Origin of the sequence: Kitasatospora sp. NPDC057542 (genome assembly GCF_042801945.1) — a bacterium.
GTDB lineage: Bacteria > Actinomycetota > Actinomycetes > Streptomycetales > Streptomycetaceae > Kitasatospora.
In genome coordinates, this window is sequence record NZ_JBHVFE010000582.1 from 1 (window position 1) to 4,959 (window position 4,959).

At 70.7% G+C, this 4,959-nt stretch carries 4 protein-coding genes; 2 read left to right on the forward strand and 2 right to left on the reverse strand.

Annotation, left to right across the window (positions count from 1 at the left end; all coding sequences use genetic code 11):
- Nucleotides 1-235: 235 nt before the first annotated feature.
- Together ACFU7Y_RS40040 and ACFU7Y_RS40045 are read right to left on the reverse strand one after the other, a co-directional pair.
- Nucleotides 236-1,426, reverse strand: coding sequence for an MFS transporter (locus ACFU7Y_RS40040; RefSeq protein ID WP_380771297.1), 1,191 nt, complete (start codon nt 1,424-1,426; stop codon nt 236-238).
- A gap of 3 nt (nt 1,427-1,429) precedes the next feature.
- Nucleotides 1,430-2,197 carry an SDR family oxidoreductase gene (locus ACFU7Y_RS40045; RefSeq protein ID WP_380771298.1) on the reverse strand — a complete coding sequence of 256 codons (768 nt, stop codon included), beginning with the start codon at nt 2,195-2,197 and terminating at the stop codon, nt 1,430-1,432.
- Nucleotides 2,198-2,253: 56 nt separating this feature from the next.
- Here ACFU7Y_RS40045 and ACFU7Y_RS40050 point away from each other — a divergent pair, with 56 nt between their 5' ends.
- On the forward strand, nt 2,254-3,261 hold the full coding sequence (locus ACFU7Y_RS40050) for an ArsR/SmtB family transcription factor (protein ID WP_380771299.1): 1,008 nt from the start codon (nt 2,254-2,256) through the stop codon (nt 3,259-3,261).
- A 405-nt stretch (nt 3,262-3,666) separates the two neighbouring features.
- Nucleotides 3,667-4,890, forward strand: coding sequence for an MFS transporter (locus ACFU7Y_RS40055; protein ID WP_380771300.1), 1,224 nt, complete (start codon nt 3,667-3,669; stop codon nt 4,888-4,890).
- Nucleotides 4,891-4,959 lie beyond the last annotated feature (69 nt).

The following is a 4,959-nucleotide window of genomic DNA, read 5'->3' on the forward strand; positions in this document are numbered from 1 at the left end:
CTTCCGGCGGCCGGGCCCATGGCGTGCAGGGCCAGGTGGTCGGCCGAGCACGACGGACACGGCGGGTTCGCCGTGCTGAACGGCACGGCGGTGCGGCCCGTGCGTCGGACGCTGCGACGTGGGCCTGCGGGTGAGCAGCAGCGGTTCGGAGCAGCGGCTGCCGGCGCCGTCATGCTTCGGGCCCGGACATCGGGTGCGAGGACGGCGGCATCGCCGAGTTCAAGGCCGTCCTGCGTCAGCCACTCGGCGCCCGGGCCCTGACCGACGCCCTGTACAGCGCCAGTAGGTGGCGGGCCAGGGCGAGTGCGGCAAGCAGCGCGACGAGCACGCAAACGCCCCGCCAGCCGGCCCGGCTCCAGACGCGTACCCCGAGCCAGGAGCCTGCGCTGCCGCCCAGGTAGGCACAGGTCATGTAGGCGGTGTTGAGCCTGCTGCGGGCGTCGGTGCGCAAGGCGTAGACGCGGACTTGATTGGCGACCATGCCGGACTGCATCGCGGTGTCGAGGAGCAGCGTGCCAAGTGTCAGGGCGGCCAGACCCAGTGCGCCGCCCCGGGCACCAGCAATGAGGATCGCGGCCGAGACGAGGACGCCGAGCATGCAGACGAGGTTCACCGGATCGGGGCCGTAGCGGTCCACCAGACGGCCGGCGAACGGGGTGCAGACCATGGTCACCGCACCGACCAGGGCGATCATTCCCACCGCCTGGGCACCCAGCCCGTAGGCAGGCCCGGCGAGCAGGAGCGCCAGGCAGGTCCAGACCGCGGAGAACCCCGCGAAGACGGTTGCCTGGTAGAAGCACGAGCGGCGCAGGTCTGGCTCGGTGCGCAGCAGGCGCAGCGGCTCGGCCAGGAGCGCCGCGTACCGCTGGCGGGAGGGCGGGGTCGTGGCCGGAGTCGCGAACACCAGGACGGTGGCGAGGATCAGAGCCAGAGCTGCGGCAACCAGGTAGGGGGCCCGCCAGCCCAGCCACTCGCCGAGCGTGCCGCTGAAGGTCCGGGCCAGCAGCATGCCGCCGGTCGATCCGCTCAGCAGGGTGCCGATCACCGCTCCTCGGCGGTCGGCGGCCACGAGACCGGCCGCCAGGGGGCCGACGATCTGCGCGCCCACGGTGGTCAGGCCGACAAGGGCGCTGGCGGCAACGAGGGCCGGCAGAGCCGGTGCGCAACCCGCAGCGAGCAGCGCCAGACCGGTCAGGGCGAGGAGTGCGACGAGGAACGAGCGGTGCGGGAGCCGGTCGCCGAGCGGCACCAGCAAGACCATCCCGGCCGTGTAGCCGGTCTGTGTGGCGGTCACCACCGCAGCGGCCGAATCGGGCGACACATGCAGCCCGGCGGCGACCAGCGGCCCGATGGCCTGCGGAAAGTAGATGTTGCCCACCGCCACGGCGCACGTGACTGCCAGGATCAGGACCATTCGGCGGCTCATCGTTCAGTCCACCGGCCCGCCTGCGACGTAGACGACCTGGCCGGAGACGAACCCCGCCCCGGGACTCACGAGGAAGGAGGCGGTATGTGCGATGTCGTCGGGCAGGCCCACCCGGCCGACCGGGATGGACTGCTGCGCCCTGCGCCGGTACTCCTCGAAGCTCAGGCCGAGCCGCCGGGCCGAGGCCCTGGTCATGTCGCTCACGACGAATCCCGGCGCGATGGCGTTGGCGGTCACTCCATGCGGTCCGAGCTGGAGAGCGAGGGACTTGGTGAATCCGATCAGACCCGCCTTCGCGCCGGCGTAGTCGACGCGGCCGGTGTCACCGACCGCGGAGATGCTCGACATGGTGATGATGCGTCCCCAGCCGGCCGTCACCATGTGCGGGCAGACGGTCCGGGTGGCGAAGAACGGGCCGCTGAGGTTGATCCCCGGGACGGCGTCCCACTGCTGCGTGGTCATGTCCACAAGGTCGGCACGTGGTCCGATGCCGGCGTTGTCGACCAGCACCGTCGGCGGCCCGAACGCGGCGGCGATCCGGGCGACGGCCGTGGTGACCGCGGCCTCGTCGGCGACATCAGCGGCGACGGCCGGCGCTGCCCCGCCGGCACGTGTGATGGCCTCCGCCGTATCGGCGCAGTCCGCCTCGTCCAGATCGATCACTCCGACCGCCAAGCCGTCGCCCGCCGGGCGCCTGGCGACAGCGGCGCCGATGCCGCGGGCCGCACCGGTGACAATCGCCGTGCGCTGCACATGAGTTGTGTGTGTCATGGGAGGAAGTCCACGGCATCGACGTCGCGTCGCCAATCGATGTAGCGTATGGCTCAATGATCAGCTTTGTGCTCGGCGTCGAGGACCTCGCGGACACCCGATTCGCCCTCTCACCCCTGCACGAAACCCTGTTCAGCCTGCGGGTGCTGCAGGATCCGGGTCTGTCCGCGCTGCACCTGCCCTGGCGCAGATCCGTACTCGGCAGGCTCGGCACGCTCGACACCGGTCTACTGATGTCCCTGGTCGCCCAGCGGCGCACCCTCCCCGACTTCCTGACCCCGAATCCCACGGGCTTCGCGCCGGCCTTCGAAGAACAACTCTCCGTCGTCCGCCAGGCGTCCTGCGCCCGGGTCCGCCACGACCTGCTGCTTGCGCACGCACCCGACCCTCTTCCCGAAGCCCTCCGCGACGCCGCCGCCACCGATGACGCACCTGTCGCCGGACTCCGCGACGCCATCTGCGATCTCCTGCGGCAGTACTGGGAGGTGGCCATCGAGCCGATGTGGCCGCAGATGCAACTGGTGCTGGAAGCCGACATGACCTACCGCGCCCGCCGGCTCGCCCTGGGGGGCGCCCGACTGCTGTTCGCCGACATGCACCCGAACCTGCGCTGGCAAGGCGGAGAGCTGTACGTCCACAAGATGATCAGCCGGCACCGGGTCGCGGCATCCGGCCGGGGGCTGTTGCTCCTGCCGTCCGTGTTCGCCCACAAGCCCGCTCCCCCCGTCAGCCCGGACGAGCCGCCGAGCCTCGTCTATCCCAGCCGGGGAGTAGCCACGCTGTGGGGCTCGGAGATGCCGACTGTCGACACGACCGCCCTGGTGTCTCTGCTCGGTTCATCCCGAGCGAGGCTGCTCAGCCTCCTGGAAGAGCCGCTGCCCACCGTAGAGCTCGCCCGCCGTCTCAGGGTCACCCCGAGCGCCGTCTCCCAGCACCTGCGTGTCCTGCACTCCACAGGACTGGTCACCCGGACACGTGACGGACGGCATGTGTTGTACCGGAGAAGCACGCTCGGCGACCAACTCACGACGACCGCGACCAGAGCGCGAACTCACGACAGCTGAGGAACAACGGTTCACCCACGCCCAATCCCGCCCGGCCATCGCGGCCGGGAAGGCCGACGCCGTCCGCACCGCGCATCTGGAAGGCCGGTCGATCGCCGCCTTGGGCCGCGAGTACGGCGTCAGCCGCGACACCAACCGCGCGGCCGTCACCGACCTCGTGCCCGTACTGTCCAGGGGATTCGCCCGGTTCGAGGCCGGCGACACCTTGATCGCAGTGGCCGCACCGACCAGGGCCCCGGCGACGAGGACGCCGTCGCGGAGACTCAGGTCGAGTAGCCGGTACGCAGCCGCGCCCGTGCCGCCAGCGGTCTGATGACGGCGGACCGCGGGCGGGACCGGGCCGGCTGCTAGAATCGACGTGTTGGCCTTCGGCGCCCCGGCTGGGTGCGTGCGGAGGCTTTTTTCATGCCTTCTGACACCTCTGCGTCCAGTACGCCTCCCACCACCACCTACCGTGGCCTGCTCCGCAACCGTGAGTTCGCCGGGTTGTACGCCAGCCTCACACTGACGGTCGCTGCGAGCACCTTGTCGGGCTTCGCGCTCGGTACGCTGGTCGACCATCAGACCCGGTCCCCGTTCCTGACAGCCGTGAGCATGTACGGCGCCACGTTCGCGACGGTGCTCGGTGCGTTGACGCTGATGTCGGTCGCGGACGGAAGCCGTCCTCGCCGGACCCTCGTCGCGCTCCAGTGCGTCGCGCTCGTGGGTGTCGCCGCACAGGCGGTTCCGGGGCTGCCGCTGACCGCCCGGTTCGGCCTGCTCCTTGTGCTGGGGTTCTTCCAGTCCCTGGGGACCGGAACGCGGATGGGGCTGCTCGCCGAGGTGGTGCCGACCTCCGCGTATGCACTGGCACGGTCACTGATGAACATCACCTCGGGCGGCACGGCCATCCTCGGCTACGCCATCGGCGCCGTCCTTCTGCGGTACCTGAGCCCGCAAGGGGTTTTCGTCGCCGCGACAGCCCTGACCGGAGTCGGATTGATCATTGTGGCGGTGACTGTCCGGGAACGCTCGATCCGTCTGACCCGTCGCCCCGGACTTCGCCAGACCTGGACAACGAACATCGCGCTCTTCTCCCACTCCGGCCAACGCGCGCTGCTGCTGAACCTGTGGGTCCCCAACGGCCTGATCGTCGGCTGCGAGGCTCTGTTCATCTCCTACGCCCCACAACACGCCGGCGCCTTCCTGGCCGCTGGATCGGCAGGCATGCTCCTCGGTGACCTGACTGTCGGGCGGCTGCTCACTGCCGAACAGCGACGCCGCTGTGCATTCGCCCTGCGACTGCTGCTCGCGATGCCTTACCTGCTGTTCGCCGCTCACCCGCCCGTGCTGGTGGCGACAACCGTGGTGTTCACCGCCAGTGCCGGGTTCGCCGCCACCCTGCCGCTCCAGGAGCAGCTTCTCGCGTTGACCCCCGATCCGGTCCGTGGCCAGGTCCAGGGAGTCGAGTCCGCCGGCCGGATGACGTGGCAGGGTATCGGAGCCGCGGTCGCCGGCGGCGTTGCCCAGCACTTCGCCCCCGGCGCGGCCATCGCTGCTGTGGCCGCGATCTCCGTCGCCATCACCGTCTTCTCCCGGCCCTTCGTGGTCCGCGCCCGAGCCGTCCGCGTCGAGACGGCCAACGCATAGGCCAGCGCGAGTCGGTGGCCGATTGCACGGGCCTTCCACGACGGCGTGAGCGGCGGGCGCGGCCGGACG